General features: G+C 41.2%; 28 protein-coding genes. 21 read left to right on the top strand and 7 right to left on the bottom strand.

The window, feature by feature from the left end; all coding sequences use genetic code 11:
- Nucleotides 1-2: 2 nt before the first annotated feature.
- The 9 genes from E0H94_RS10455 to E0H94_RS10415 are packed head-to-tail and all read left to right on the top strand — an operon-like array spanning nucleotide 3 to nucleotide 7,755.
- On the top strand, nucleotides 3-1,106 hold the full coding sequence (locus E0H94_RS10455; protein ID WP_131326468.1) for an amidase: 1,104 nt from the start codon (nucleotides 3-5) through the stop codon (nucleotides 1,104-1,106).
- A 43-nt stretch (nucleotides 1,107-1,149) separates the two neighbouring features.
- Nucleotides 1,150-2,298, top strand: coding sequence for an acyl-CoA dehydrogenase family protein (locus E0H94_RS10450; RefSeq protein WP_131326485.1), 1,149 nt, complete (start codon nucleotides 1,150-1,152; stop codon nucleotides 2,296-2,298).
- Between the two features lie 27 nt (nucleotides 2,299-2,325).
- Nucleotides 2,326-2,685 carry a hypothetical protein gene (locus tag E0H94_RS10445; protein WP_016166452.1) on the top strand — a complete coding sequence of 120 codons (360 nt, stop codon included), beginning with the start codon at nucleotides 2,326-2,328 and terminating at the stop codon, nucleotides 2,683-2,685.
- 10 nt (nucleotides 2,686-2,695) lie between these two features.
- On the top strand, nucleotides 2,696-3,223 hold the full coding sequence (locus E0H94_RS10440) for a nuclear transport factor 2 family protein (protein WP_131326467.1): 528 nt from the start codon (nucleotides 2,696-2,698) through the stop codon (nucleotides 3,221-3,223).
- Between the two features lie 28 nt (nucleotides 3,224-3,251).
- On the top strand, nucleotides 3,252-4,529 hold the full coding sequence (locus tag E0H94_RS10435) for an aromatic ring-hydroxylating oxygenase subunit alpha (RefSeq protein ID WP_131326466.1): 1,278 nt from the start codon (nucleotides 3,252-3,254) through the stop codon (nucleotides 4,527-4,529).
- Between the two features lie 10 nt (nucleotides 4,530-4,539).
- Nucleotides 4,540-5,025 (top strand): aromatic-ring-hydroxylating dioxygenase subunit beta, encoded by a 486-nt coding sequence (locus E0H94_RS10430; RefSeq protein ID WP_131326465.1) that lies wholly within the window; start codon nucleotides 4,540-4,542, stop codon nucleotides 5,023-5,025.
- A gap of 10 nt (nucleotides 5,026-5,035) precedes the next feature.
- The gene (locus E0H94_RS10425; protein WP_131326464.1) at nucleotides 5,036-5,773 is read left to right on the top strand and encodes an SDR family NAD(P)-dependent oxidoreductase; all 738 of its coding nucleotides are present in this window, start codon (nucleotides 5,036-5,038) and stop codon (nucleotides 5,771-5,773) included.
- Nucleotides 5,774-5,810: 37 nt separating this feature from the next.
- Nucleotides 5,811-6,764 (top strand): PDR/VanB family oxidoreductase, encoded by a 954-nt coding sequence (locus E0H94_RS10420; RefSeq protein WP_131326463.1) that lies wholly within the window; start codon nucleotides 5,811-5,813, stop codon nucleotides 6,762-6,764.
- A gap of 37 nt (nucleotides 6,765-6,801) precedes the next feature.
- Nucleotides 6,802-7,755: a p-hydroxyphenylacetate 3-hydroxylase reductase component gene (locus tag E0H94_RS10415; protein ID WP_131326462.1), complete on the top strand. Its 954-nt coding sequence runs from the start codon at nucleotides 6,802-6,804 to the stop codon at nucleotides 7,753-7,755.
- A 189-nt stretch (nucleotides 7,756-7,944) separates the two neighbouring features.
- Here E0H94_RS10415 and antC read toward each other — a convergent pair whose 3' ends face one another.
- The 4 genes from antC to E0H94_RS10395 all read right to left on the bottom strand — a co-directional run bounded on the left by antC (nucleotide 7,945) and on the right by E0H94_RS10395 (nucleotide 11,667).
- Entirely contained in the window at nucleotides 7,945-8,982 is a 1,038-nt protein-coding gene (gene antC / locus E0H94_RS10410; RefSeq protein WP_171462065.1) for an anthranilate 1,2-dioxygenase electron transfer component AntC, read from the bottom strand.
- A gap of 5 nt (nucleotides 8,983-8,987) precedes the next feature.
- On the bottom strand, nucleotides 8,988-9,479 hold the full coding sequence (antB, locus tag E0H94_RS10405; RefSeq protein WP_044740349.1) for an anthranilate 1,2-dioxygenase small subunit: 492 nt from the start codon (nucleotides 9,477-9,479) through the stop codon (nucleotides 8,988-8,990).
- Nucleotides 9,480-9,481: 2 nt separating this feature from the next.
- Nucleotides 9,482-10,897 (bottom strand): anthranilate 1,2-dioxygenase large subunit, encoded by a 1,416-nt coding sequence (gene antA, locus E0H94_RS10400; RefSeq protein WP_131326460.1) that lies wholly within the window; start codon nucleotides 10,895-10,897, stop codon nucleotides 9,482-9,484.
- Between the two features lie 161 nt (nucleotides 10,898-11,058).
- Nucleotides 11,059-11,667, bottom strand: a complete 609-nt coding sequence (locus E0H94_RS10395) for a TetR/AcrR family transcriptional regulator (RefSeq protein ID WP_131326459.1) — start codon at nucleotides 11,665-11,667, stop codon at nucleotides 11,059-11,061.
- 122 nt (nucleotides 11,668-11,789) lie between these two features.
- Here E0H94_RS10395 and E0H94_RS10390 point away from each other — a divergent pair, with 122 nt between their 5' ends.
- A complete protein-coding gene (locus E0H94_RS10390) occupies nucleotides 11,790-12,443 on the top strand; it encodes an NAD(P)H-dependent oxidoreductase (protein ID WP_131326458.1) in 654 nt (217 codons plus the stop codon).
- Nucleotides 12,444-12,539: 96 nt separating this feature from the next.
- Here the strand turns inward: E0H94_RS10390 and E0H94_RS10385 are convergent, their stop codons facing one another.
- Nucleotides 12,540-13,829, bottom strand: a complete 1,290-nt coding sequence (locus E0H94_RS10385) for a sigma-54 interaction domain-containing protein (RefSeq protein ID WP_131326457.1) — start codon at nucleotides 13,827-13,829, stop codon at nucleotides 12,540-12,542.
- Between the two features lie 193 nt (nucleotides 13,830-14,022).
- On the opposite strand from E0H94_RS10385, the gene E0H94_RS10380 reads away from it, so the two are divergent.
- The 3 genes from E0H94_RS10380 (at nucleotide 14,023) to E0H94_RS10370 (ending at nucleotide 17,262) form a co-directional block, all read left to right on the top strand.
- On the top strand, nucleotides 14,023-14,706 hold the full coding sequence (locus tag E0H94_RS10380) for an MBL fold metallo-hydrolase (protein ID WP_131326456.1): 684 nt from the start codon (nucleotides 14,023-14,025) through the stop codon (nucleotides 14,704-14,706).
- Nucleotides 14,707-14,718: 12 nt separating this feature from the next.
- Nucleotides 14,719-16,374 (top strand): bifunctional protein tyrosine phosphatase family protein/NAD(P)/FAD-dependent oxidoreductase, encoded by a 1,656-nt coding sequence (locus E0H94_RS10375; RefSeq protein WP_131326455.1) that lies wholly within the window; start codon nucleotides 14,719-14,721, stop codon nucleotides 16,372-16,374.
- A gap of 108 nt (nucleotides 16,375-16,482) precedes the next feature.
- Nucleotides 16,483-17,262, top strand: a complete 780-nt coding sequence (locus E0H94_RS10370) for a sulfite exporter TauE/SafE family protein (RefSeq protein WP_131326454.1) — start codon at nucleotides 16,483-16,485, stop codon at nucleotides 17,260-17,262.
- 270 nt (nucleotides 17,263-17,532) lie between these two features.
- Here the strand turns inward: E0H94_RS10370 and E0H94_RS10365 are convergent, their stop codons facing one another.
- Complete coding sequence (locus E0H94_RS10365) at nucleotides 17,533-18,555, bottom strand: AraC family transcriptional regulator (protein ID WP_131326453.1); 1,023 nt, start codon at nucleotides 18,553-18,555, stop codon at nucleotides 17,533-17,535.
- A 128-nt stretch (nucleotides 18,556-18,683) separates the two neighbouring features.
- Here E0H94_RS10365 and E0H94_RS10360 point away from each other — a divergent pair, with 128 nt between their 5' ends.
- The 8 genes from E0H94_RS10360 to E0H94_RS10335 all read left to right on the top strand — a co-directional run bounded on the left by E0H94_RS10360 (nucleotide 18,684) and on the right by E0H94_RS10335 (nucleotide 25,548).
- A complete protein-coding gene (locus E0H94_RS10360) occupies nucleotides 18,684-20,129 on the top strand; it encodes a coniferyl aldehyde dehydrogenase (RefSeq protein ID WP_131326452.1) in 1,446 nt (481 codons plus the stop codon).
- Nucleotides 20,130-20,240: 111 nt separating this feature from the next.
- A complete protein-coding gene (locus E0H94_RS18695; RefSeq protein ID WP_227548573.1) occupies nucleotides 20,241-20,510 on the top strand; it encodes an NAD(P)-binding protein in 270 nt (89 codons plus the stop codon).
- 122 nt (nucleotides 20,511-20,632) lie between these two features.
- Nucleotides 20,633-20,749: a GMC family oxidoreductase gene (locus E0H94_RS18690; protein ID WP_264757556.1), complete on the top strand. Its 117-nt coding sequence runs from the start codon at nucleotides 20,633-20,635 to the stop codon at nucleotides 20,747-20,749.
- Nucleotides 20,750-20,794: 45 nt separating this feature from the next.
- The gene (locus E0H94_RS18905; protein WP_264757555.1) at nucleotides 20,795-20,929 is read left to right on the top strand and encodes a hypothetical protein; all 135 of its coding nucleotides are present in this window, start codon (nucleotides 20,795-20,797) and stop codon (nucleotides 20,927-20,929) included.
- A gap of 508 nt (nucleotides 20,930-21,437) precedes the next feature.
- Nucleotides 21,438-22,193 (top strand): thermostable hemolysin, encoded by a 756-nt coding sequence (locus tag E0H94_RS10350; RefSeq protein WP_131326451.1) that lies wholly within the window; start codon nucleotides 21,438-21,440, stop codon nucleotides 22,191-22,193.
- A gap of 5 nt (nucleotides 22,194-22,198) precedes the next feature.
- Nucleotides 22,199-23,722, top strand: a complete 1,524-nt coding sequence (locus E0H94_RS10345) for an AMP-binding protein (RefSeq protein WP_131326450.1) — start codon at nucleotides 22,199-22,201, stop codon at nucleotides 23,720-23,722.
- 90 nt (nucleotides 23,723-23,812) lie between these two features.
- Complete coding sequence (locus E0H94_RS10340) at nucleotides 23,813-24,691, top strand: TauD/TfdA family dioxygenase (RefSeq protein WP_131326449.1); 879 nt, start codon at nucleotides 23,813-23,815, stop codon at nucleotides 24,689-24,691.
- 35 nt (nucleotides 24,692-24,726) lie between these two features.
- Complete coding sequence (locus tag E0H94_RS10335; protein ID WP_131326448.1) at nucleotides 24,727-25,548, top strand: SDR family oxidoreductase; 822 nt, start codon at nucleotides 24,727-24,729, stop codon at nucleotides 25,546-25,548.
- A gap of 69 nt (nucleotides 25,549-25,617) precedes the next feature.
- Here E0H94_RS10335 and E0H94_RS10330 read toward each other — a convergent pair whose 3' ends face one another.
- Nucleotides 25,618-26,292 (bottom strand): GntR family transcriptional regulator, encoded by a 675-nt coding sequence (locus tag E0H94_RS10330; protein WP_016166428.1) that lies wholly within the window; start codon nucleotides 26,290-26,292, stop codon nucleotides 25,618-25,620.
- Nucleotides 26,293-26,416 lie beyond the last annotated feature (124 nt).

The following is a 26,416-nucleotide window of genomic DNA, read 5'->3' as shown; positions in this document are numbered from 1 at the left end:
GAATGAATATTATTGCACAATCACTTTCGCGAGGACATGGCGAACTTAAAGTCATGATCAAAGATACGATTGATATTCAAGGTGTTAAAACAGTTTCGGGCAGTAAAGCTTATTTAAATATTCCACCTGCAGAGCACAATGCGGAAGTGGTCGACAATATTTTGAAAGCCAATTGCCAAATCACAGCCAAAACTAATTTACATGAATTGGCGTTTGGTATAACGGGAATTAATCATGCTTTTGGAACACCCGTTAACCCTAAATATCCTGAATTAATTCCAGGAGGATCTTCAAGTGGATCGGCTGCGGCAGTAGCGGCAAAACTGGCAGATTTTTCTTTAGGAACCGATACGGGAGGGTCTATTCGTATGCCTGCGGCATGCTGTGGAATTTATGGTTTAAAACCGACTTTTGGACGTGTCAGTCGTCAAGGGGTACATCCAGCAGCAAGCAGTTTAGATTGTGTCGGGCCTTTTGCAAATTCAGTCGAAATGCTTGAAGTTGCCATGCAGATTATTGAGCCAAGTTTTCAGCCTGCTGCAAAGCTGCAACAGCCACCCAAGTTGGCTTATTTAAATGTCGCTGCGAGTGATGAGGTATGGCGTTGTATTGAACAATTTTTTGCACAGCATCAGCTTGATTTACCGCGTGAAACCATTGACTCATTTGATGTGGCTTACGACGCAGGCATGCAGATGATCAATTATGAAAACTGGCAGGCTTATGGTGAATTAACCCAAACGGGTCTAATTGGTGCCGATGTAAATCAACGCTTATTAAAAGCCGCGGCTACTAGCCTAGAGCAGGTGAAACAGGCAGAACAGGTGAAAGCACAATTCACTCAAGCCTTAAATATTTTATTAAATCAATATGATGCTTTGGTTCTACCGACCCTGCCGCAAATTCCACCAAAAGTAAAAGATGCCGAAAATACAGTCGCATTCTTAAATTTAACCCATTTGGTTCGTCCATTTAATTTGTCTGGACATCCTGCTATTTCAATTCCATTACAGACAGAAGATGGCTTCCCTATAGGTCTACAGTTGGTTGCTGGGCATCAGCAAGACGAAAAATTATGCGCGATTGCAAAATATCTTTCGCACTAAAAAATATATTACAAGGAGTTAGGTAATGAATGAATTATCTAAAATGGAGTTTGTAGCACCAGAAAAAGCCGTTGATCTTGATGCTTTATGTCAAGAAATTCGAGCAAGAGCCTGTACCGGTGAGTTCGATAATCAAGCCTTTGTTAGTCAGGACATGATTGAAAAACTCAAGCAATTGGGGGTTTACCGCGCGCTTGTACCAAAACGCTTTGGTGGTGATGCCGTTTCACCGCGTGAGTTTTGTGAACTGATTGAAACTTTGTCTAAGGCAGATGGTTCGGTCGGTTGGGTAGCAAGTTTTGGGATGAGTCCGGCCTATTTAGGCAGTCTGCCAGAAGCAACACTTGAAGAGCTGTATAAAGATGGCCCTGATGTGGTTTTTGCTGGGGGCATTTTCCCACCACAACCTGCGGAAATTACCGATGAAGGTGTTCGAGTCAGTGGACGTTGGAAGTTTTCTAGTGGCTGCATGGGTGCAGACATTATAGGCGTGGGTATCTCACCTTTAAAAAATAATGAAATGCAGGGCCTACCGCGCATGGCTGTGATGCCTGCCCATAAAGCCAAAATTGAAATGACATGGGACACAGTAGGGCTAAAAGGCACAGGCAGTCACGATTTGGTTGTGCAAGATGTACTGGTCGAAAAGCACTGGACATTTGTACGGGGTGAACCTTCCAAACTACCAGAACCTTTCTTTAAATATCCATCCCTCTCCCTAGCGACCCAAGTTTTAACCGTTGTTGGGATTGGTGTGGCAGCCGCCGCTTTAGAAGAATTTCAAATTTTAGCGCCAGGCAAAGCATCAATTACAGGTGGTGCTGAAATTGCGAATCGTCCTGTGACGCAATATGAATTTGCCCAAGTAGATGCAGAATTTCAGGCAGCCAAAGCATGGTTCTATCAAACCATGGATAGCGTTTGGCACGAAGTCGTTGCAGGGCGTGTAGCAACCACACAACAGATTAGTGATATGCGTTTAGCTTGTACCCATGCTGCTCGGGTTTGCGCCAAAGTCACACGCAAAATGCAAATGTTGGCAGGCATGACTGCCATTTATACCAACAACCCATTCAGCCGTTTCGTGAATGACACCAATGTCGTTACACAGCACGCTTTTATGGGGGATGCCACATTACAGAATGCGGGTTCAATTCGTTTTGGCTTAAAGCCAAGCCCAGGATATTTATAAATTTAAACTTGAGAGAAGGAAATCAAAATGGACGCTAAAAAAACTTTACGTGTGTTGTTCTGCATGGGTATTAATCAGAATTTTTTTGATGCAGAACCTGCCGAAGCAAAAGCAGTTTGGGCTGCATTTGGTGAGATGTGGAACGCAATTCATGACCTGCCAGGGGTACATGTTTTTGGCAATCTCGATGATGACCAAAGCATGGTTGGCCCTAGTACAGGCTGGCCATGGACGACCTACTTATTGGCAGATGTGCCTGACATTGAAACTGTACATGCGGCATGTAATTTGTTCAGAACCACGGTTGTAGGCGAAGGTCCTTACAAACTATGGAAATACTGCAAAGTCGAAGCACGTGTTGGACGTGAATTAATTATTCAACGTTAAGGTGTAGGACATGGATGACAAAGTGAACTTGGCAAAAATCCTCTCACGTTTAGAACAGTTGGAAGCGCATAACGCCATCCGTAACTGTCTCAATCGTTATATGGAAATTTGTGATGAGTTAAATCCAAAGACCAATTTAGATGAGCTGATTGGGCTTTTTGATGCGGAGTGTATTTGGGAAGGGATAGGGGAAAAGTACGCCAAATCTTTTGGGCGATATGATTCTTGGCAAGCCATCTACAACATGTTCAAAAGCTATACCCAAACAGAATCTCACTTTGTCATGAATGCTCACTTTGTCAGTTCGGAGCAAATTGAAGTACAGCAACAGTATGCCACGGCAACTTGGCTGATGTTGCAAACCTCCACTTTCCGCGATGGGCGCAGCCATTTAAATAGCGCCAAGCTGAACGTGAAATTTGCGCAACAGACGGATGGGAGTTGGAAGATCAAGCATTTTCAAACCCAGAATATTTTTAGCCGACCAGTGACGAATTGGCAGAGTGACGCTGAATTACCTGTCCCGACCCAGAACTAAATTACCAATTTATCAAAGGATTATTGAAATGAATGGAATTATCTCAACACTGAATATCGGTGTGGATTATGAGGCATTGGTGCAAAGTGATCGTGCACATACGTCTTTATACAAAGATGAACGCATCTTTGACGAGGAAATGCAGAAGATTTTTTATAGCACTTGGGTGTGGGTGGCACATGCCAGTGAAATTCCTGAAGGCGGTAGTTATAAAACCATCAATATTGGTAAACAACCTGTCGTGGTCGTTCGTGACCGCAAGAAAAAAGTACATGTATTGCTGAATCGTTGCCGCCATCGTGCTGCGACAGTCTGCGAACATAAAAAAGGCAAAACCAATAGCTTTGTTTGTCCATACCACGGTTGGAGTTATGCCTTAGATGGCACACTGCGCGGCGTGCCTTCACCAGAAAGTTATGGTGAATGTTTGGATAAATCTGAATTGCCATTGGTCAGCCTGCGTGTAGAAGAATATAACGGCATGATTTTCGCGTCATTTAATCATGAAGTGGAGCCTTTAGAACAATTCCTTGGACCTGCGAAAAAGTGGATTGATTTGTTCATGAAACAAGGTGCGGGTTATCCGATTAAAGTTTTAGGTGAACATCGCTTTACCTTCCCAGGGAACTGGAAAATCCAGCTTGAAAATACCACCGATGCCTATCACTTCCCATTGGTACACAAGTCTTTCTTAAGTTCCGTCGATGAAAAAACGGAAGAATTATTTAACTTTGAAAATCAACCCGGTTATGTCGAAGACTTAGGCAATGGTCACAGTGTGATGGTGATGATTCCTGAATTGGTCGATCTAGACGAAGAATTAATGGAACGTCCAATTCAAGAGCGTTTTGAAGATTTAGCGCAAGCTTTGCGTGATGAAGGTCATGCAGAATTGGAAGTTCGTCGTATTGTCCGTGCTGTGGGCGGTTCTGGTTTTAACTTAAATCTGTTCCCGAACATCGCCTGTTCAATGGCATTCTTCCGCGTGATGCAGCCGATTTCCGTCGATAAAACAGAGATTCATCACTCCGTGATTACCATGGATGGCGGCCCACAAATTGCGAATCAATACCGTCTACGTTTGCATGAGCATTTCCAAGGCCCATTTGGTTTTGGTACGCCAGATGATGCTGAAGCATGGGAACGTGTGCAAAAAGGAGCAGCCGCAGGCGAAAACCTCTGGATTATGTTGAACCGTGGTTTAGCGGGCGAAGTGCAAACTGAAGATGGTTTGAAAAGTGATGTGAGTGCTGAAACAGGGATGCGCTCGGCCTATCAACAGTGGAAAAAGTTGATGATGGCTTAAGGGGAAGAACATGAAAATTGATTTAAATTTACTCAATGAAGTCACAGCGTTTATTTGGGCAGAAGCCGATATGCTGGATCACTCCGAGCATGATGCTTGGTTAAATCTTTGGAATGAAAAAGGGGTGTATATCATTCCAATTGATCCAACACTTAGCGATTATGAAAACAACCTGAATTATGCCTATGACGATCATCACATGCGCAAAATGCGTGTCGCCCGTTTAGAAAATGGCGAAGCGATTTCGACTGCGCCAAAAGCGAATACGGTACGTAGTATTTCACGTGTTCGTATTTTAAAAGATGAAGAAGGTGAAATCGTTTTACGTTGTGCACAGAACTTACGTGAATTCCGTAAAGAGAACCTAAAACACTACACCGCAGATGTGACTTACCACTTAAAACGGGATGCCGAAGCGGGTTTTAAAATTAATCGTAAAATCATTAATTTAATTAACTCTACCGATACCTTGGCGGGTATTAGCTACATTCTATAGGAGCATCGGCATGCAACAGGTTGTATTAGTGACAGGTGCTGCTTCGGGTTTGGGCAATGTCATTGCGGAATATTTTGCCAGCCAAGGTCATCAGGTGATTTTATCTGCCAGTACTTTGGAAAAGGCAGAAAAAGCCAAAGCAGAAAGTCAGTTTCCTGAGCAAATGTTTCCAGTGAAATTGGATATTTCAGTTGAGGCAGACTTTCATACCGTAGTGCAGTGGATTGAGCAGAAATTTTCTAAGCTGGATGTCCTTATTAATAATGCAACAGTGACTAAGGCAACCCCTGTTTTGGAGATTACCGCTGCTGATTTTGACTGGATTACCCAAGTCAATCAGCGCGGCACATTCCAGTCCTGCCAAATTATTGGTCAGTATATGGCGCAAAAAGGCTATGGACGCATTATTAATATGGCGTCTTTGGCAGGGCAAAATGGCGGTACGGCAACAGGTGCACATTATGCGGCGAGCAAAGGTGCCATTGTGACTTTAACCAAAATCTTTGCCAAAGAATTTGCGGCAAAAGGTGTGACAGTAAATGCTGTTGCTCCGGGTCCAATGGAATCAGCCATTGTGCATAGCGTGGTGTCTGACGAAAAAATGGAACAGTTTATCCAGAATATTCCTGTTAAAGCATTAGGCAGTATGTCGTTTATTGCAGAAACCTGTGCGTTGTTGGCAAGTCCAAATGCCGGATTTGTCACAGGTGCGACATGGGATATTAATGGTGGTTTATTCATGCGCTAAGCCCTGTGCTTCAAGTATGAAGAAGGAGAACACAAGAATGACTACACTTTATGATGTTGTCGTAAAAAACCGCCATGTAGAAGGTGGCAATATTGCAGTCATGGAATTTGAGTCGGCAACTGCTGCGGTGTTACCACAAGTTGAAGCGGGTGCACACATTGATGTACATCTACCAAATGGTATGGTTCGTCAATACTCGCTTTGCCAAAATCCAAATCAGGCTGGCAAGTTCAGATTAGGTATTTTAAGAGATGCAGAATCACGTGGAGGTTCGGTCTCGGCTTTTGATGATTTAAAAGATGGCATGCACATTCAGGTCAGTGCACCCAAAAACTTATTTCCATTGTACCCAGCGAAACATACGGTGTTGATCGGTGGAGGTATTGGCATTACCCCGCTCATTACCATGGCGTATCAATTAGCGCATGAGGGTGCATCTTTCGAGTTGCATTATTGCGGTGCGAGCGAAGACCGTTGTGCCTTTGTCAATGAAATTAAAAATGGCGAATTGGCGCCATTCACCACCTTCCACTTTAAATCTGAAGGAGCGAGCCATCGCCAGTTTTTTGAAGCTGCAATTCAGGATATTGATTTAACCAGTCATATTTATACCTGTGGCCCTGTGGGTTTTATGGACTGGGTGATTAATCTCGCTACGACTCACAATTTCCCACCAGCACAGATTCATAAAGAATATTTCCAAGTTGAAACGGATACTTCGGGTGGCTCTTTTGAAGTGGTCGCTGAACGAAGTGGAAAAATCATCATGGTCGATGCAGGCGAAACCATTTTGCAGGCTCTAGCCAAACAAGGCATCAACATTGAAATGTCTTGTGAGCAAGGGGTCTGTGGCACCTGTATGTGCGATGTGATTGAAGGTGAACCCGATCATCGTGATGTTTATTTCACGGATGAAGAAAAAGCCAGTAATGAACAAATTCTGGTGTGTTGTTCACGCTCCAAATCATCCCGTTTAGTTTTAGATATTTAAGCCTTTTCCTTGTGATATGGAAATTAAGGAGAAAAAGATGAATGTAATACAAAAAGTACAACCGTTAAGCATAGATCCTTTGCAATTCCGACGCGCATTAGGCAATTTTGCAACGGGTGTGACCATTGTCACAGCGCAAAATGAACAGGGTGAAAAAGTCGGGGTAACTGCCAATAGTTTTAACTCAGTGTCACTCGATCCACCGCTGATTTTATGGAGCATTGATAAAAAATCATCCAGTTTTTCTGTGTTTGAGCAAGCGACACATTTTGCTGTCAATATTTTGTCCGGTTCGCAAATTGAACTGTCCAACAAGTTTTCACGCCGCAATATTGATAAGTTTGAAGGAACCAATTATCAGGAAGGTGAAGGTGCGAGTTTATTATTAGAAAACTGTTCTGCAATCTTTGAGTGTGAACGTCATCAAGTGATTGAAGGGGGTGATCACTGGATTATGATTGGTAAAGTGGTGAAATTTCATGATCAAGGGCGCAGTCCTTTGGTCTATCACCAAGGCGCATATTCATGTGTGATGCCACATCCAAGTTTAAAGCTAAAACACAGTGAACCAACACTTTCTGAAATTCCACAACAAGGGCATTTATATAACAATGTTTGTTATTTAATGAGCCGCGCCTTTAAAGCCTATCAAACGGATTATATTCCGAAGCAATTGGCATCAGGCTTTCGTACCAGTGAATCTCGATTGCTGTTGGTGCTTGCCAGTGGAACTGCTTCGAGCAAGGAAGATTTACCACGGGATATTGCTATGCCGATGCAAGAAGTAGAACGCGCAGCGGAAATTTTAAAATGTGAAGGGCTACTTTCAGATCACGAGAACTTGTATCAATTGACAGAAAAGGGCAAACAAACAGCACAATATCTGTTTGAAATCGCCGATAGCCATCAAAATGGCGTGTTTGAAAAATATCCTCAACAGGAAAAAGAAGCATTCATTAGCATGTTACGTGACTTTGCTGGCGTAGCTTAATTCGAAATGCACTGATAAATCTTCGGGTTTATCAGTTTTATTTGATCTAAGGATTGATGTTTAAGCCCGAATATATTGTTTTCAGAGATGTATTTTGATGTGACAAAAAGAGCCAAGGATAATCTTGGCTCTTTTTATGCGTTATTCACTAGAAATTACCATGAAGAATGCGCAATTTCGGTTTTAAAATTAGGTTCGTGTAGTATTGCTTTGTAAAAACTTTTCGCTATACAAACGATAATCTTGTAAGGATTGTTCATCGAGCCAACTTTTAACCGCTTCAATCATTGGTGGCGGACCACATAAATACATATCGAATGCTTGTTCAGCCAGTTGTGCTTTATTCAAATGTTCATGAATATAACCCGCTTTACCTTGCCACTCATCTGATGCTTTGGTGACAATCGGGTGATAACTAAAGTTAGAAAATTGCTCAGTATAGTGATGTAAACGCTGTTGCTCACATAAATCTGACTCTGAATTGACCCCATAATAAAGTTGAATTGGTGGGGGATTGGGTTGTTCAACCAAATTGTCGAGCATACCTAAAAATGCGGATAATCCTGTGCCACCTGCAATAAAGACCAGTGGGCGTTCTACTTCACGCAAATAGAAGCTGCCTAAAGGTGCTTCAATCAGTAGCGTCTGACCTATTTGACAACGCTCGCGTAAGTAATTGCTCATTACGCCATCGGGTAATAGTCGAATTAAAAATTGTAATTGGTTTGTGGCATTTGGTCGGTTAGCAAAGGAATAAGAGCGCCAGTCATCGGTATCTGGAATTTGCAAACGTGCATATTGCCCAGCTAAGAATTGTAGTTGAGAGCTAAAGCTACTGGCATCCAAATGTAAAATGGCGGTAGTCTCTGAAACCAATTCAACGGCAGTGACTGTTGTTGCGATTTTTAAGGTTTCACCCGCATTACAGATGCTTGAAGCATGATCAAAATAAAACGCGGCATCAGACTTTACCCGAGTTTGGCAAGCCAACATTTTTCGTTCTGTCAAGTCACGTTCACTTAAGGCATCTTCATCGACATAGTCTTGCGCATAGATACCCGTTTCACATTTGCCTTGGCAAGTTCCACAAACACCTTCACGGCAATCGAGTGGTAAATTAATCCCTTGTCGAACTGCTGCATCAAGCAGCAATTCATCTTGGTTCACAGAGATGAAAAAGGTTTTACCATCGGCAAAATTTAAAGCAACAGAATGTCCCATTTCTATGCTCCTTAAACGTGGTAGAAGTCTAAAACAGAATCAATTTTGTCATTCAGCAAAATGCTGTGCTGACGACGAATCTTGAAGCTTTGCTCTGTTTGACGGAGGAGATAAGTCGCATGACCATAGAAGGAACCTTCCAAACCTTGGCGGTTATATAGAGTATGCCAAGCCACTTTGGCTTCAACCAAACCATCTTCACGGGTTTGTACCTGCACATTGTTAATGCTGTGAAAGGTACGAGGTAAAGGGTTGGCTGATGCAGCTTTACCTGTACGAATGCGAAATACACGGTCTTCTAAACCTGAACGATCAGCATAGTAAATATAGGACAAACCTTGATTCGGATCTTGCACATAATTGTGGTCATCAATCCACTGTGGAATGTGGTATTCACTGTCCTCATCATAAAGATCAAGATAGGCATCCCAGTCATATTTATCGCAAAGTTCTGATTTTTTATACAAAAATTGAGAAACTGCAAATTGTAGTTGTTGTGACATGGTTACACCTCATCCGCTACGTTTTGATTTTGAAAAGTGATGTCGAGCATTTTTAATGACTTTTTCTTGAAGCCATCGAGCATTAGGCGTTGCCAATGACCGTGTTGATTGACATAGAGACCTTCATGGGTAAATTCACGCCCTGTAATTACAGGTTCAATGCCCAAATCAATTGAGTTTTTGCTTGGGCCATATTCCCAAGCTTGATAACCACGTGAAATATCACTCCAACGTTCTAGTCGGGCTTGAAAGCCTTTTTGTTGTTCACGGAATTCGACCAAGTCATCAGGGGTACCTAAACCTGAAACATTAAAGAAATCTTCAAATTGACGGATACGATTACGACGCGCTTCAACAGATTCACCTTTCACACCGATACATTGGCTGATGACTTCTGTTTTATTCCAAGCCACAGGACGGACAATCCGTAATTGCGAGCTAATTTGATCCATAAAGAATAAGCTAGGGTACAGGTTCAAGTTTCTTAAACGATGCATTGCCCATTCAGCATATTTTTGACCATATTTCTCGACCATATACGGCATAACGGTTTCATAACCTGGACGTACCGTTGGATTTGGCATATCACTGAATAAAACACTATGTCCATTTTTAAAACTGAACCAGCCATCGTCAGTTTCAGCATCACCTGCACCTAATTTGCTGTAATCCAACGTATCCAGTTCAGCCCCTTTAGCGGCATTCACTTGCTGACGATGTTGCACCGTAGAAACATAGTTATAATGCACGGTACTGACATGATAGCCATCTAAGCCATTTTCATTTTGCAGTTTCCAGTTTCCTGCAAAGGTATAGGCTGATTTGCCTTGTAGAACTTCAAGCTCTCCCGTTGGGGATTGGTTTACCATTAAATCAAGGAAAATTTTGGCATCGCCCAAGAAATCTTCCAAGGTATCTGTGGCTTGCGTGTCTAGGCTAACAAACACAAAACCTCGATAGCTCGCAATGCGTCCTTGTTTAAGCCCGCGGCTTGATTTATCAAAATCTTCACAATATTCACTTGGCGCTTTGACTTTGACTAGACGACCATCCGATTTATAGCACCATGCATGGAACGGGCAGGTAAACGTCGATTGATTGCCTTTCGCAACACGGGTCAGTGTTGCCCCACGGTGTTCGCAAGCATTGACCATGGCGTGTAATTCACCGTTGCCATCACGGCTGACAATAATGGGTTGACGCCCAATTTGAACGGTCAAAAAATCATGTTTGTTGGGAATTTCACTTTCATGGCAGGCATAAATCCAGACTTTTTCAAAAATGAATTCCATTTCCAAATCGAACAGTTCTGGTTGGGTAAACATATCTCTTGCGACGCGAAACACACCATCTTGAGGGCGGAAATCGATGCATCCATCCACCAAGTCATTCCATTGTTGTAAATTTGATGAGGTCATGTGCTCAATCCTTTAGTCAATCAGCTTTAGCTTGATTGAAACGCGATTAAGCACTTGTCTCTATCCACTTTTTCCAGATGTTTATCCAGTCTGTGCTGCTTTTATTTTAAAGCGCTTAGATGCGGGATTTGATGAGGGGATAGGTATTGCAAGCGCCAGCGTTAACGTGCTGGCATTATTTGGGTGAGTTGCTGCATCATAATATTTACATATTTATGCACATCATCTTTAAAAATCATATATTGAAGCGCTAAGCCGTAACTTAATGAGATAATTTCTAGAAGCTTGTGTTCATGCTGAGTCGACTCTGCCGCTGAAAAATTTGGAATGAGTTGTTGTAAAACTTCAGAAACTTGCGCCTGATGATTCTGCCAAACTTGCTGATATTCATTGGAAAATATTTCGTCACGTGCCGCATATAATTGCAATTCAATTGAAATTTTCAACCATTCATCATTCTGGAAAAAATCGATCAACCACTGTTCGAGTGCGGTCATTAAATCAGACTGCGTCAAATGTGTCTGAGTAATAATTTTCTGTAATTGCAGATTTTCTTGTTCAAATTGAATTTTCATTAAGGTCAGTAAAAAATCTTCTTTGTGCTCAAAATTTGAATAAAAAGCACCTTGAGTATAGCCTGCCTGTTTTGAAAGATTCCGAATAGATACCGCGCTATAGCCTTGCTCAGATATAAGATGAAAGCCTGCTTCAATTAACTGATTTCTAGTTTGAATTTGTTTTTCATCACGAGAAATTTTTGTGGGTTTCATAGGTTAATTTAAATTTCAAATATCACTTGATATCTTAAACTTTAAGCGTTATTTTGGCTAGATCTATTTCAGATATCAAGTGATATCTGAAAGGATAAATCTGTTCTAAGCTAGAGAAGAATATGAGTAAGCAGTTGAAAAGAAAAATAGTGGTCATCAATGCTCATCCATCATCGACCAGTTTTAATCAAGCTTTAATGCAAGCCTATATTGAAGCTGTACCATCTGACTTGCAGGTTGAAGTGATTGAAATTGGCAAATTACATTTTGATCCAAATCTGAAATATGGCTATGAACAAAGAATGGAGCTTGAACCCGATTTACAAGCAGCATGGGCTAAAATAATGAGTGCGGATCATTTGGTCTGGATTTTCCCAGTGTGGTGGGGTGGGTTACCTGCTGTAGCGAAAGGGTTTATTGATCGTTTATTTCTTCCGGGTCAAGCCTTTAGTTATTTTGAAAATAGCAACCGTATTCGTGGGCACTTAAAACGTAAAACGGCCAGAATCATTACTACCTTAGACCAAGCGGGTTGGACTTATAAATGGTATTTTGGCGAACCGAGCACGCGACAACTTAAAGACACGACCTTAAAGTTTTGCGGGGTAGGGTCGGTAAAGACACATTATTTAGGTTCTATACGGGGTTCTAGTTTAGCGCAACGCCAAATCTGGTTGGCATCGGTGAAGAAACTGGCGCAACGTGATTATGCCAACTTACTCAGAAAATCCGATCAAGGATTAGTGCAACGGCTTCGGCTTTATTTCAGTCATTGAAAGCATTGAGCTGGTAAGGCAAAAGTATCCTATCCATACTCAATGCAAAACAGATTCTATTTTCTACAAACGACCAAAGCCCGCATGAACTGAGGGTTATATTCCAAATTTCTTGCGGTAGCGCCACAAACTGGTTCGGCTAATGCCTAGGGCCTGTGCTGTTAATCCCAAGTCATATTGATATTTTTTGAGAGTTTGCTGCAAGGTATAGGCATCCAGTTTTGTGGAGTAGATTCGTATAGCTTGCTCATATGTTTCAGGTGTAGATTCAGAATCTTGTGCTCCATGAATGATCTCATCAGGTAAATCAGAAATCGTAATTGCGGAACGACCATTCGCCATTGCCAGTGCATATAACAGCGTATTTTTGAGTTCGCGGACATTCCCCAGCCAGTCATATGCCATTAAAGTTTGCAGGGCATCATCTGAAAGAAGAGGGGCTTGTGCTGAAGTCCGATGTTCATTCAGGAGAAACTCTGCAATCAAAGGGATATCTTCTTTGCGTTCACGCAGTGGCGGTACGAAAATCGGGATAACCCTTAAACGGTAGAGCAAGTCTTGGCGGAAATGACCTGACTTGACTTCTTCACGTAGTGCACGATGAGTCGCTGCAATAATTCGGACATTCGACTTCAACGATTTTTCACCACCTAAAGGGGTAAACTCTCCTGTTTCGAGTACCCGTAATAATTTGGCTTGTAGTTCCAATGGGATTTCGGCAATTTCATCTAGAAATAAGGTCCCACCTGCCGCACGTTCAAAGACACCTTTGTGTTCACGGATTGCGCCAGTAAAAGCCCCTTTAACATGCCCAAATAATTCACTTTCTAATAGGCTGGCATTGAGCGCAGCACAGTTGATGGCAATAAACGGATGCTTTTTTCTTTGACTGTATTGATGAATAGCTTGCGCCACCAGTTCTTTGCCACTGCCTGATTCCCCCCGAACCAGTACAGGAAATTCGGTAATCGCAACCCGCTCAATAATAGAGAACATATGTTGCATCGAACTTGAGCGGCTATGAAAGGTCTCTTGCAGAGATAAAGATGTTACAGGCTTTGGTTTTACCGTATTTAAAGAAACAGGCTGCAATACAAAAATCTCGCCTACAAACTGTTGATCCAGCACATCGAGTTTTTTTCGGGTCAATAAATATTGTGCAGAGGTTTCAGGTAGATGAATCAGCCCAGTTTGTAGTTGTGTATTTTGAATTAAATGTTTGAATGTCGTGATGGTTTTTTTATTAAATTCGGATGTGCCATATTCATAAATAAAGTTTTGGCTCTGCTGTTCTTGAATCAAGATCAAACTTTCATCAATAAGACTTTGTAATTGTTCTAAAAATAATTCTAACTGAGTTTTTAAAGAAAAACGAAGAGTCGGCATGGTGTTTCACTATGTGTTTCATTTGTTTCTTATTGAAACATAAAATGAAACAAGGGTGAATTGATAGAGACGATTAAATTTATAAATTAAACTTTAATATATTGTTTTTAATGAATATAATTAAAAAAGCTAAAAGTTGGCACTGAGTTTGCAATTTAAGAATAAAGAAACGTATTTATTCAGGTGTTACAACATGATCTTTCATCAATTTTTTGAAGTAGAAAGTTCAACTTATACTTATCTCTTGGCTTCAGAACAGACACGTGAAGCAGTATTGATTGACCCAGTCGCTTCTGAAATAGACGTCTATACCCAGTATTTAGACATGCATAACTTAACACTGGTCTATAGTTTGGATACGCATGTCCATGCCGATCATGTTACCGCTGCCAATTTATTACGTGAAAAGTTTGCTTGTAAAACTGTATTGCATCGCAATTCAGGCGTGAGTTGTGGCGATATATTTATCACTGATCAGAGTGTGATTCGGATAGGTGAAATAAATATTGAAGCACGTTATACCCCAGGGCACACCAATGCATGTACCAGTTATGTTGCAGAGGGTATGGTGTTTACAGGGGATGCTTTACTGATTGATGGTTGTGGACGAACTGACTTTCAGGAAGGCAATGCTGAAATCTTGTATGACAGCATTCATACTCAAATCTTTACTTTGCCAGACGAGACCATTGTTTACCCAGGTCATGATTATAAAGGGCGTTTAGCTTCGACAGTCGGACATGAGCGTTTACATAATTCGCGTTTAGGTGCAGCGCGAAATAAAGCTGAATTTGTGGAAATTATGAACAATTTAAATCTTCCTTATCCGAAGAAAATTGATATCGCATTACCTGCCAATAAAGCGTGTGGTCAGTAAAGGAGAGCGAAGATGCAATTAAAACAAGTCAATGCCGAATTTTGGGTTGCCGATCAAATCACTGCACAAGATATTGAATTGATCGCAGCACGTGGCATTAAAACCATCTTTTGTAATCGTCCAGATGGTGAAGGCCCTGATCAACCGAATGTGGCTGAAATTGAACAGGCTTTGCAACCGTATGGGATTCAAATTCAGTATTTACCTGTGGTGAGCGGTAAAGTGACTGATGAGCAAGCCGAAGAATTTAGACACCTGTATCTGCAAGCTCAAAAGCCATTATTGGCATATTGCCGATCGGGAACACGCTCTATTACCCTTTGGGCATTGTCACAAGTGGCAGATCAGACCTTAGAGAAAATGTTACTGACAGCAAAAACTTTAGGCTATGACTTGCAAGGTGTAATCCCTCGTATTCTAAAGCAATCGACGCATGTACAAGAGCATATTCCAAAGTTGAGTGTGGTGATTGTAGGCGGCGGTGCTGCGGGTATTTCTGTGGCATCGAGCTTACTTTCACGTCAGCAGAATTTGGATATTGCGATTATTGATCCCGCGGAAGTTCATTACTACCAACCGGGTTGGACCATGGTGGGCGGCGGTATTTTTAAGCCTGAGAAAACTGTGCGGACCATGGCAAGCTTAATTCCGAAACAAGTGCAATGGATTAAAGCCGCAGTTGCCGCTTTTGATCCAGACAATAAGCAAGTGTTACTGGAAGGATGTAAGCCATTGAATTATGACGCTTTGGTGGTTTGCCCCGGGTTAAAACTAAATTGGCATGGCATTGAGGGTTTGGTCGAAACGCTGGGTAAGAATGGTGTGACCTCCAACTATCGCTATGACTTAGCACCTTATACATGGCAGCTAGTCCGAGAAATGAAACGCGGTAAGGCGATTTTTACTCAACCACCTATGCCAATTAAATGTGCGGGTGCACCGCAGAAAGCCATGTATTTATCTGCGGATCATTGGCAAAAGCAGGGCGTACTTCAAGATATCCAGATTGATTTTTACAATACAGGTGCAGCGTTATTTGGTGTGCCTGCTTATGTGCCTGCCTTGATGGAATATGTCAAACATTATGCAGCGAATTTGCATTTAAACCATCAACTCATCAAGGTAGATGGTCGACAAAAACGCGCTTGGTTTAAGCAACTGAATGTTGAAAATAGCCCTATTATAGAAACCGATTTTGACATGATGCATGTGGTGCCACCACAGCAAGCTCCTGATTTTATTCGGGCAAGTAATTTGATCGATCAGGCAGGTTGGGTCAGTGTCGATCAACATACCTTACAGCATACTCAATATCCGCATATTTTTGCTTTGGGTGATGTCATGAATGCACCAAATGCCAAAACAGCCGCTGCAGCACGTAAGCAGGCACCGATTGTGGCTGTGAATGTACTGGAGTATTTACAAGGAGGTTCTAACTTTGCCCAATACGATGGTTATGGTTCATGCCCACTTACTGTAGAGCGTGGAAAAATTGTACTGGCCGAGTTTGGTTATGGTGGCAAGTTGCTTCCAAGCTTTCCAAAATGGCTGCTTAATGGTGAACAACCGACACGACTGGCATGGCTGTTAAAAGAGCAAATCCTTCCGCCCATGTATTGGGATGGCATGCTCAAAGGGCATGAATGGATGGTTAAACCTAAACGCTAATAATTTTTAACTCCTTAAAAAACAAGTCCCTATCTGTCATTTCACAGATGGGTTAGGGACTCTTTTATTTAAAAAAGAGTCAACCTTGAGGTAAAGAGGTCTAGAACCATGTGGTTGTTAGTTTTAGAAGGCTTGGCAATAGGATGTTTGCTGGGTATGACGGGTGCTGGCGGAGGAATACTCGCAGTTCCTGCACTGATGGCGAGTCAGGGATGGAGTGTGGCTCAGGCAGCCCCTGTAGGCTTGTTGGCAGTGACCTTGTCGGCTTTTGTGGGTACGATTCAGGGTTTCTTCAAAAAAATCGTGCGTTATCGTGCTGCGATTTGGATTGCGCTGATTAGTATTCCTTCGGCACGCTATGGGGTACAGCTTTCTAATATCATTTCTCCAGTATGGCTTAGCATTGCTTTTAGCTTAGTGATGTTGGTGGTGGCTTATCGAGTCTTTTTCAATAAAGTCAATGATATGGAGAATCCGCCTTGTAAAGTGAACAAATCAACAGGGCGATTAATCTGGAATGTCAGAACGGCTTCGGTATTGGGTTTTATTGGTGTGGTGGCAGGATTATTGACTGGACTACTAGGTGTAGGCGGTGGCTTCGTGATTGTGCCTGCATTGCGTAAAGCCACAGATTTAGACATGAATAGTATTGTGGCAACTTCACTGATGATTATCTTTTTAATTGGTGGAGTGAGTATTTCGATTCATGTTTTGGATGGCTTTCAGTATCCCATCAGTATTTCAGCAACCTTTGTGATTGCTTGTATCGTCGGTATGTTATTGGGGCGTAAAGCAACGAACCTAGTGCCTTCCAGCGTTATTCAAAAGATTTTCGCAATCACGGTAATTGTGGTCGCGGTTTCTATGCTGTTAAAGGCGTTAATTTGAACAAATGCCAATTCCAAAGGTGTCATGGATGACTAGAATGAGCAGTAACACAGGATAAAGTACATCCTGTGTTATCAAGTGAAAGAAATGCTATGGATTTTCATCTTTATGCATTGCATGTGGCAACTGAATTAGGCGCGTAGATTAGACATGCTTCGCAGCTTATTATCGATAAAATATCCAATACCCGATTGGTGCGCCAATGCCAACTAAAATGGCAAAGGCTCAAGAAATGAAAACGGGCTTCAGATCAAAAATGCTGATTTGTATTTAAGGCAAAAGGGCATGCTGATGTTTATCACGCCATTCGGAAGGGCTGATGCCAAACCAATGTTTAAAGTTACGGCTAAAAATGGAAAGCTCTGCATAGCCGAGTTGCAGGGCAAGGTCAGTCAGGCTCACATTGTCTGCATCAATCATGCGAAGGGCTTCGTTTTTCCGTACATGTTCCAGTAGGTTTCGATAGCTTGTTCCTTGCGCTTTCAAAATGCGTTGTAATTTTTTCGGATGCAAGCCCATACATAAAGCAATATTTTCAATACTACAATCACCTGTTGCCATTAACATGCGGATAGAGCTTTCAATCAATGCAGTATCAAGCGTAGCTTTGGTGCTGCTCTGCGTTTCCAGTTGTTGCAAGATGAGTCGATCAACCAAATCATCATTAATAAATGCATAGGGTTTATGGGTTAAAAAACTGGCAGGAAAATAAAGCGCATCTTCTTCTGTTTCGAACTCAACTCGGCAAGCGAAATGGTCGGTAAACACTTTAGGTTGTTTGGGTGTCGGTTGTTTCAAATGGATTTTTTCGGCATGCCAAGTCGGTCCAATCAAATCTTTTAAAATGTTAGTCACGAGACAGATAGCCAGTTGGGACTTTTGTGGCACATCAGTATTGTATTCGTTTAAACGAACAAAGGTCAGTTTAGACTGTTGTGCATTCACTTCTGAAACCTGAAACACGATGCCTTCGGCATGTAAATAAACATATTTTTGTGCCACATTCAACGCATCTAAAATAGTCGCCTGTCGGGACATATATACGCCAATTAAACCAATCGTGCTAATATTTTGTAGTGCGCCAAGTTTTAAACCAAAGCATTCTTCTTGGCAGCGCAACGCCGCATTTTCTAATAAACTTAAATAATGATCATAATGAATGAAAGAATCGGGATCGCGCAGTAAAGATGGCAAAATACCGACTTGTTTTAATATTTCTATAGGATTTACAGCATAACTACGAACAAGTTCTTCGAACCCGCCAAGACTGGCTGCACGGATATAACTTGCCATAACAATGTTCCTAAATGTCCTAAAAGATCAAGCTCAATTCAAGTGTTTTGTTAAAGTAGAGTAAGAGATTTTCTCCATCTAGGCATCAAGAACGAGTCAATAATCGTTAGCCGTTAAAAGGAAAGATTATGCAACTTACAGTTCAGTCGCATTTAGAGCAAACAGTTATCGAACAGACATTACAAGACTGTTTCCAATTACAGCGTACGAGCTTTCATCAGCAAAGCATTGAAAGCAATGCACAACGCAAACAGCATTTATTGAATTTAAAGGCCATGATCAATAATCATCGGGAAGCGATTATTGAAGCTTTAAATCGTGATTATGGCAATCGTTCGCGTCATGAAACTTTACTGGCAGAAATTATTACAGCAACTGACGATATCAATAGCAGTATTAAACATTTGAACCAATGGACGAAGGTGCAAAAGCGCAGAGTCAATCACAGCATGTATTTTGGTGCCAAGAACCGCCTAATTCCTCAACCACTGGGTGTGATTGGCGTTATTGTGCCGTGGAATTTTCCCATTAATTTGATGTTCTCGCAATTGTCCGCCGTGTTCGCTGCGGGGAATACCGCTATGGTGAAAATGTCGGAAAATTCACGCCATTTGGCAGAGTTGCTCATTCAGATTAGTCCTAAATATTTTGCCAAAGAAAAATTACAAATTTTTGATGAAACAGGCGAGGTTGGTGTCGCCTTTTCTAAACTGCCATTTGATCATCTGATGTTTACGGGTTCAGGCGCTACAGGTCGTAAAGTGATGGCGGCCGCGGCTGAAAACTTAACTCCTGTGACTTTGGAACTCGGGGGAAAATCACCCGCGGTCATCGATCCAGAATACCCAATTGACAAAGCAGTTGAGCGGATTATGTTCGTGAAGCAGTTTAATGCGGGACAAATCTGTACCAATGTCGATTATTTATTTGTGCATGAATCGAAGCTTCAGGAATTTATTGAAACTGCAAAGGCTTGGGTACAAGAGCATGTGCCTGATATTCATAGTAAAGATTATACTTCGGTGATCGATCATCGTGCCTATCAACGCTTAACTCACAGTCTTGCTGATGCGGAAGCCAAAGGGGCCACTTTAATTAATTTAAACCAACAAGAAGCCGATGCTGCAACACGAAAAATTCCGCTGACTTTGGTGCTCAACAGCACTGATGAGATGGAAATTGATATGCGCGAAACCTTTGGTCCCATTCTGATGGTGAAAACCTATCAAAGTCCTGAACAAGTGGTGGATTACATCCTACAGCGCGATCGACCATTGGCATTTTATCCATTTAGTCACAATAAACGCCTTGTTGAGTTCTATATCAGTCGAGTCATGTCGGGTGGAGTATCTGTGAATGATGCATTATTCCATGTTGGACAACACGACTTACCATTTGGTGGTGTGGGTGCAAGTGGGATGGGGCATTATCATGGTTATGAAGGCTTTCTCACATTCTCTAAAATGCGTCCCGTATTTTATCAGGCAGGGTTTTCGAGTTTGAAATTTCTGGCTCCGCCGTATGGCAAGTTTGCCACTTGGGTGCTGAATTTCTTAATTCGCATGAAATCTTAGTTTTACTGTTTAAACCCTTAAATAAGGCCGTTGAGCTTCAGAAAATTTTTTGAAGTTCAGGGCTGACGCATGTTTAAAAAATAAAAAAAAGCGATTAAAGAAGTTAATAGAATGAGTGATCAACATTTTGACTTTGATCAGATTATCATCGGATCTGGTTTTGGTGGTTCAGTCAGTGCTCTGCGCTTGAGTGAAAAAGGTAATAAAATTCTAATTTTAGAAAAAGGCTTACGCCGCGAAAACTATGACTTTCCAACCACCAATTTAGATACCAAAAATTATTTATGGATGCCTGAGTTAGGATTCAAAGGCACCATGCAATTTACCTTTACCAGTAAGACCACCATCTTACATGGTGTAGATGTGGGTGGCGGCTCATAAATTTATGCCAATGTACATTTGATTCCACCCGATGCGGTTTTTGAGTCAGAGGCATGGACTAAAATTCGCAAAGACTGGAAAGAAACGCTCAAACCATTTTACGGTTTGGCGCAGCGCATGTTATGAGTGGTGTGGCAATGGGCCGTGACAACTCGAATGGTGTGGTGGATTTTACAGGGCAAGTCTTCGGTTATAAAAACCTACGCGTGATTGATGGTTCGATTGTGCCGGGTAATTGAGGGGTAAATCCATCTTTAACCATCACCGCACTGTCATAATTTGCTATGAGCCAAATTCCAGTTTTTTCTGAAGAAAAAGCATCTCAAATCAAGCGTATTCAGTTTAGTCAGCCTTTAGCAGGACAAGTATCGGAGTTAGACGGTACAGGTGACTTGGCAATTGCATTAACTCAAGCCTAATAGATTCAATATTTGACCTATGACTCAGTGGGTAGTTATGGGTCAAATTATCCAATATATTGTTTTATCAAAGAAATTTTTCGATGTTTTGTTCAAGACTAAAACTAGATGAAATCTATAATTAATTTCATTTGAGTTAATTAAAAAAAAGGAGATGCTAATTTTATACTTTATATATTTTAATAAAATATAATTATTTTAAGTATTTGGCATGTATTTATTTTAGTTTCTCAGATGAGGATTTATAAAATATTTCATCAGCAATCGCTGTGTATAATAAATAGTGTAAAAGGTAATAATTTTCAGTTAGATTATGGGTCATAGTTTACAATATATTGTTTTGTATCTTAAGTTTTATGTAATAAAAATAAAATAATATAAATATTTGAATATTAAAAATTAATTATATATTGAGGGTTGTGGTTGTCATAAAAGTGTCATAAAGATTTAAGTAAATTTTAAGTTTCAAAACTTATTTTTTAATGAATCAATTTATGGCGAGATGACTATGACGACATTCATCTTTGGGACAGGTTTTTCAACCAAATTTAATGGTCTGAATTATTATAAGAATCATCTAGTTTATAAAAATTCTACAGCAAAGCTAGAACATTTAAATCTATTAGATAACCAGAAAACCTATCAAATTGTCTCACATAAAAAAAATACGCTGCTTCGTATACATGCTGCACAAGTCGATCAGTCTGAGCGTAAACAGGTTGAAACCTATATCAGCACCAAGTATCAAGAAAAGCACAAAGCCACCTTGTCACATTTTTCCTCGACCTTATTTGTGGGGGAGTTTAAGCATGAAACACAAGTAGCCATTGGCATTGAACCGCTGAAAACCCATCAGGCATTTCTGGAACAATATTTGGTACAGCCAATTGAACAAACCTTAAAGAAAATTGTTCAGCGCGATGTGGCGCGAGAAAAGATTATTGAAATTGGTAATCTAGCCTCTCAGAACATGGAATATGCCAAAATGATGGTGGCTTTTTTGGTGTTTTATCTCACCTTAGCAGAAGTGGAATGGGCAGTGTGTACCGGCACCATAGCAGTACGTTATGTATTACAGCAAATGGGGCTACATTTTCATGTTTTAGAGAAGGCAAATCCAGAAGTACTGGGTGAAGCTCAAAAACAGTGGGGAAATTACTACCAGCAAAAACCTTTGGTGTTGGCGATTAATGTCGCTGATGCTTTGGCTGTGACCCAGCAACATTATGATTTCAAAGTAAATCATTCTGTAATTAGTGGGTGAAGTCTATGAATCAACTTTTCGATGTTATTGCAGCGTATGCTAAACAAACGCCTAGACGTGAAGCGATTGTGACCGAAGTACGTACAGTAAGTTATGTAGAGCTTCATCATGCTGTAGAACGCCTCAGTAAGGAACTGGGGCTGTTACAGACGCAGAAACTTGCAATCTGGGGCATGAATAGTATTGATTGGGTGTTGATTGATTTAGCTGCAAAAAAAGCAGGGATTACCGTGATTCCGATCCCTCTATTTTTTAGTGCTCAGCAGATTTTACATCTGTTAAAAGACAGTGCAGTCGATACGATTTTTATGGCAGATGTAAATCTTACCCTGTCAGCGTATCACCTCGACTGTGTGGCACAAAATCATACATGGTTGCATAGCTTGAATGAGCAAGGCCGTATTCAACAATTACTTAATGCTGAACAGGCTTCTGGCACTTTTATTCGTTTAAATGTGGCTGCACCAACAACGATGGATTCAGCCGTTCCCGCAAAGATTACTTATACCTCAGGCAGCACGGGCACACCTAAGGGAGTATGTCTGGCGGAAGACACGATTCAGTCGATTACAGAATCGCTCAGCTCAGCATTACAGTCGAGCCAATTGGGACGACATCTATGTTTGATTCCCTTCGCTACTTTATTGGAAAACATTGCAGGCATTTATGTTGCCTTGAATATGGGACGTTCAATTGTAGTCGGTAATGTCAGTCATTTTGGACTGGTATCGAACCATGAGTTTAAGGTGGAAAACTTTGCGGCTGCGGTACAGCAATACCAAATTCAAAGCGTAATTTTGCTGCCACAAATGCTTAAAGCGATGGTGGAATATATTCAGCAATTTGACTCTCAGGCTTTTACAAGTTTGAAATTCATTGCAGTGGGTGGTGGTAAAGTTTCGACTGATTTGTTGTTGCAGTCGCAACAGTTGAATTTGCCTGTTTATGAGGGTTATGGGCTATCAGAATGCGCTTCAGTGGTTAGTTTAAACCTACCCAACGCCAGAAAAATTGGCAGTGTAGGCAAGCCATTACCCCATGTAGATGTACAAATTGCGGACAATGGTGAAGTGGTAGTACGCGGCAATGCCATGCAGGGTTATCTCAATGAGGTTGCAGTTGATCCTCTGATTCACACAGGTGATGCAGGCTTCTTTGATAAAGACAGTTATCTGTTTATTACGGGCCGTATTAAGCAAATTATTGTCAGTAGTTTTGGGCGCAATATTTCACCTGAATGGGTTGAATCGAATGGTTCGAATGAACCCGAAATTAACCAGATTGCCATTTTCGGTGAAGCACAGCCTTATCTTTCTGCGGTGATTTATGCCAAGGAAAATGTATCGGATGGCATGTTGGCGCAAGCGATACAGAAAGCGAATGACCGCATGCCTGACTATGCCCAAATTAAGCAATGGTATCGATCATCAGAACCATTTTCACTGAATAATCAGATGTTAACCGACAACGGAAAATTGAGACGCAACGAAATTAAAAAGCAATTTGGGCAGTATTTATCGCTTCAATAAGCCGTCGTTCAGCTAAGCAAGCGATAGCCGTAATAAGACCTGACGATTTAATTTCAAAGCATAAAATTTCACTAAATAGTGAGTAAAGATATGAATATTGAACAATCTATATTTGACCTTGAGCAGAGTTGTAGTTACTCAGCTTCAAGTCATGCAGAAATTAAAAATACCTTACGTGAGCAAGGTTGGATTTTACTCAGACATGAACATTATGACGTGCATCGTTTTAGTGAGTTGATGACAGCCTTATGCCAAAAGCTCACCTATGATCCTGCCCGTGAAAACATTACGCAACAATCTCAGAAAGTGGATGCAGGCACTCAGGCTGTTGGGTTGCATATTGAAAATGGTTCAACGCCATTACCTCCAGATATTATTGCTTTTTTTAGTGAAGTTAGTGCTTCCCAAGGTTCGCAAACCACTGTATGTGATGGACATGCAGTATGGAAAAACTTGTCTGAGCCGCTAAAACAAAAGTTTGCCGCACCGATGACTATTAGCCGCTATTTACCAAAACAGATTTGGCAGAAATATGTGGCGACTGCTTTCAATATTGCTGAAGTGGACTCGGTGACTTGGGAAGCGTTGAACCAATTTATTCAGATGATTCCAGGACAAACGATCACTCCCTCTCACGATGAAGGGGTGGAATACCATCTGCAAATGCACATGATCCGCCAAGATAATTTGAAAGGTGTCCCTGCATTTGCCAATACCATTTTAGGCCCATCTTATAATTATCAAAAACCGAAATTCACCTTTGCGGATGGTCGCGAGATAAGTCAGGAACTGATTACAGAACTTGCGGAACTTTGCGAACAGCATACGCAGGAAATTGAATGGCAAGATGGTGATGTTGCGATTATCGACAACAAACGTTTTATGCATGGTCGACGTGAAATTTTAGTCCCTCTTGAGCAGCGTAAACTCTATATCAGTATGGGTTTAGGATTGAGCGAAACATTTTAAGCACTAGTCTTAATACAATGAAAAGGAATAGGGTTATGTCAAATTTAACTGCAGTGATTGTTGGGGCAACAGGTGGCATAGGTAAAGCCATCGTTGAAAATTTATGTAAAAACAATGTGAATGTGGTACTTGTAGCCCGCAATACTGAAGCATTACAAGTTATGCAGGCAGAACTTAAGGCGCAATATCCTCAATTAAAGCTACAAAGTCTGCGTTGCGATTTGAGCGATGCCGAGAGTCGTGAGCAATTTATTCAAGCATTGACGCAGCAAAAGATTCAGATCAATTACTATATTAACAATGCAGGGGTGAATGATTTTTCTTTGTTTAGCCACCAATCTAGCGACGCGATTGAACAGATGATGCTGATTAACGTGGTGTATCCACTGCAATTGATTCAGCACATTATTCCATTAATGTCGAAAACTGCACCAAGCCAAATTATTAACATGGGTTCGACTTTTGGCAGTATTGGCTATCCAGGTTATGTGAGCTATTGTGCCAGTAAATTTGCCTTGCGTGGTGCAACCGAAGCCTTGGCACGTGAATATTCCAACTCACCGATTCAGTTTAAATATTTTTCACCTCGGGCAACCGCTACCACCATGAACAGTCCAGTAGTAGTGGAAATGAATGCAAAGCTGGGTGTAAAAATGGACAGCCCTGTTTTTGTAGCTGAAGAGCTGTATCAATTTTTACAGAACGACAAGTTGTACTATCAAGTGGGATATCCTGAAAAAATCTTTGTCAAAGTGAATCAGATATTACCCAATGTGGTGTCGAGCTCGATTCAAAAAGACATTGATAAAATTCAAAATTTTGCAGAATTGAACCATCCAAAGATCACGACGGTTTGATAAAAGGGAGCTGTTTTAAGTGGTTGAACTGACGAGCACCCAGATTGGTGCTCGAATCTCTACAAAAGACTAACTTTTGGGCTGAATGCTCTCGATTGTTGAAATAAAGTCTGTAAATTTTTGACCTTGAATGACCACATGGGCTTTCAATAAATCTTCGGCTTGTTGTTCATCACCCGCAAAAATCGCATCTAAAATTGCATTGTGTTCCGAAAAAGAATTATTCATTCGATTATTTACACGAAGCTGTAGTCGTCGATAGGGATGTAAACGTTTATGTAAGGTGGATGCTTGTTCAATTAAAAAAGCATTATGACTGGCCTGATAAATGGCAAAGTGAAATAAGCGGTTGGCTTCATAATAATTTTCCGAATCATTTTGCTTTAAATAATCCTGACACAATAAATGCAAACGCTGTAATTCTTGTTTTTCTTCAGGTTGAATACGACGCGCGGCTAAACGTCCACACATGGCTTCTAACTCAGCCATCACTTCAAACATTTCACATAAAGTCAGTGGGTTAATGGTCGGAATAATGGCGCCACGACGTGGGCGAATTTCGACCAGACCTTCGGCTGCAAGAAGCTTCAATGCCTCACGAATTGGGGTACGAGAAGCACCATAGCGATCACACAGTTCTTGTTCATCAAGTTTGGTTCCGGGTAAGAAGAAACCATAAATAATATCGTCCTCTAACTTTTTACTAATTTGAATAGAAAGAGGGAGTTCTGCAATAGAAGTCATACATCACCAAAAAATTGTATACAATTTATGTTTATTTGAGTACAAAACATTGTACACTGGATACAGATAGGCTATAACTATAGCAAATTATAAGTCAGATTATTAGAAGCAAAGCATGATCCAG

The sequence above is a fragment of the Acinetobacter sp. ANC 4173 genome (assembly GCF_004331255.1).
Lineage (GTDB): Bacteria > Pseudomonadota > Gammaproteobacteria > Pseudomonadales > Moraxellaceae > Acinetobacter.
Note: the sequence above shows the minus strand (reverse complement) of the source record. Positions and strands in the feature narration are given on the sequence as shown.

Coding starts and splice junctions, on each gene's coding strand:
- E0H94_RS18695 (WP_227548573.1), top strand. CDS start 20,241: ATGAGTGATCAACATTTTGACTTTGATCAGATTATCATCGGATCTGGT.
- E0H94_RS10340 (WP_131326449.1), top strand. CDS start 23,813: ATGAATATTGAACAATCTATATTTGACCTTGAGCAGAGTTGTAGTTAC.
- E0H94_RS10435 (WP_131326466.1), top strand. CDS start 3,252: ATGAATGGAATTATCTCAACACTGAATATCGGTGTGGATTATGAGGCA.
- E0H94_RS10375 (WP_131326455.1), top strand. CDS start 14,719: ATGCAATTAAAACAAGTCAATGCCGAATTTTGGGTTGCCGATCAAATC.
- E0H94_RS10390 (WP_131326458.1), top strand. CDS start 11,790: ATGAGTAAGCAGTTGAAAAGAAAAATAGTGGTCATCAATGCTCATCCA.
- E0H94_RS10345 (WP_131326450.1), top strand. CDS start 22,199: ATGAATCAACTTTTCGATGTTATTGCAGCGTATGCTAAACAAACGCCT.
- antB (WP_044740349.1), bottom strand. CDS start 9,479: ATGTCACAACAACTACAATTTGCAGTTTCTCAATTTTTGTATAAAAAA.
- E0H94_RS18905 (WP_264757555.1), top strand. CDS start 20,795: ATGAGCCAAATTCCAGTTTTTTCTGAAGAAAAAGCATCTCAAATCAAG.
- E0H94_RS10360 (WP_131326452.1), top strand. CDS start 18,684: ATGCAACTTACAGTTCAGTCGCATTTAGAGCAAACAGTTATCGAACAG.
- E0H94_RS10385 (WP_131326457.1), bottom strand. CDS start 13,829: ATGCCGACTCTTCGTTTTTCTTTAAAAACTCAGTTAGAATTATTTTTA.
- E0H94_RS10415 (WP_131326462.1), top strand. CDS start 6,802: ATGAATGTAATACAAAAAGTACAACCGTTAAGCATAGATCCTTTGCAA.
- E0H94_RS10380 (WP_131326456.1), top strand. CDS start 14,023: ATGATCTTTCATCAATTTTTTGAAGTAGAAAGTTCAACTTATACTTAT.
- E0H94_RS10455 (WP_131326468.1), top strand. CDS start 3: ATGAATATTATTGCACAATCACTTTCGCGAGGACATGGCGAACTTAAA.
- E0H94_RS10350 (WP_131326451.1), top strand. CDS start 21,438: ATGACGACATTCATCTTTGGGACAGGTTTTTCAACCAAATTTAATGGT.
- E0H94_RS10335 (WP_131326448.1), top strand. CDS start 24,727: ATGTCAAATTTAACTGCAGTGATTGTTGGGGCAACAGGTGGCATAGGT.
- E0H94_RS10395 (WP_131326459.1), bottom strand. CDS start 11,667: ATGAAACCCACAAAAATTTCTCGTGATGAAAAACAAATTCAAACTAGA.
- antA (WP_131326460.1), bottom strand. CDS start 10,897: ATGACCTCATCAAATTTACAACAATGGAATGACTTGGTGGATGGATGC.
- E0H94_RS10440 (WP_131326467.1), top strand. CDS start 2,696: ATGGATGACAAAGTGAACTTGGCAAAAATCCTCTCACGTTTAGAACAG.
- E0H94_RS18690 (WP_264757556.1), top strand. CDS start 20,633: ATGAGTGGTGTGGCAATGGGCCGTGACAACTCGAATGGTGTGGTGGAT.
- E0H94_RS10425 (WP_131326464.1), top strand. CDS start 5,036: ATGCAACAGGTTGTATTAGTGACAGGTGCTGCTTCGGGTTTGGGCAAT.
- E0H94_RS10445 (WP_016166452.1), top strand. CDS start 2,326: ATGGACGCTAAAAAAACTTTACGTGTGTTGTTCTGCATGGGTATTAAT.
- E0H94_RS10365 (WP_131326453.1), bottom strand. CDS start 18,555: ATGGCAAGTTATATCCGTGCAGCCAGTCTTGGCGGGTTCGAAGAACTT.
- E0H94_RS10370 (WP_131326454.1), top strand. CDS start 16,483: ATGTGGTTGTTAGTTTTAGAAGGCTTGGCAATAGGATGTTTGCTGGGT.
- E0H94_RS10430 (WP_131326465.1), top strand. CDS start 4,540: ATGAAAATTGATTTAAATTTACTCAATGAAGTCACAGCGTTTATTTGG.
- E0H94_RS10450 (WP_131326485.1), top strand. CDS start 1,150: ATGGAGTTTGTAGCACCAGAAAAAGCCGTTGATCTTGATGCTTTATGT.
- E0H94_RS10420 (WP_131326463.1), top strand. CDS start 5,811: ATGACTACACTTTATGATGTTGTCGTAAAAAACCGCCATGTAGAAGGT.
- E0H94_RS10330 (WP_016166428.1), bottom strand. CDS start 26,292: ATGACTTCTATTGCAGAACTCCCTCTTTCTATTCAAATTAGTAAAAAG.